Origin of the sequence: Flavobacterium zhairuonense, from assembly GCF_004352915.1 — a bacterium.
Taxonomy (GTDB): domain Bacteria; phylum Bacteroidota; class Bacteroidia; order Flavobacteriales; family Flavobacteriaceae; genus Flavobacterium; species Flavobacterium zhairuonense.
On record NZ_SJSY01000028.1, the window covers coordinates 1 to 583 of the forward strand.

A 583-nucleotide genomic window follows, 5' to 3' on the forward strand; every position below is an offset into this window, starting at 1 on the left:
GGGAATAAGGCTTGCGCCGATGCCAAAGCTTCTGTATCGCTGCATTCGATTGTTTTGTTTAAAGAAGCAGTTTGTGTTGTCCAAGTTGGAGCTGTTGTGTCTTCGATGGTAATTACCTGAGTGAAAACAGCCGATGTGTTGCCACAATCGTCTTTCACAGTCCAAGTGTTGGTATATGTTCCTGAATTTCCGCATCCTTCAGTAGCTACGAACTGACCGCTTGTTTTAGTGATGTTTAGAACATCAGCATCGCATAAATCAGAAGCTACAGGGAATTGGGCTTGAGCACTTGCAAGTCCTTCTGTATCATCGCATTCTAAAGTTGCATTTAGACTGCCAGGAACAGTATTCCAAGTTGGAGCTGTTGTGTCCTCAATGGTGATCACCTGAGTAAAAGTTGCTGATGTATTGCCACAATCGTCTTTCACAGTCCAAGTATTGGTATAAGTTCCAGCATTTGAACAACCTTCAGAAGCGACAAATTGGCCACTTACTTTTACAATATTAGTAACATCATTATCGCATGCGTCAGTAGCAGTAGGGAATAAGGCTTGCGCCGATGCCAAAGCTTCTGTATCGCTGC

The 583-nt window shown here is 43.4% G+C and carries 1 protein-coding gene; it reads right to left on the reverse strand.

Annotation, left to right across the window (positions count from 1 at the left end):
• Positions 1 to 583 (reverse strand): HYR-like domain-containing protein (locus EYY60_RS00035; protein WP_317128840.1); only part of this gene is annotated, 583 nt, incomplete at both ends.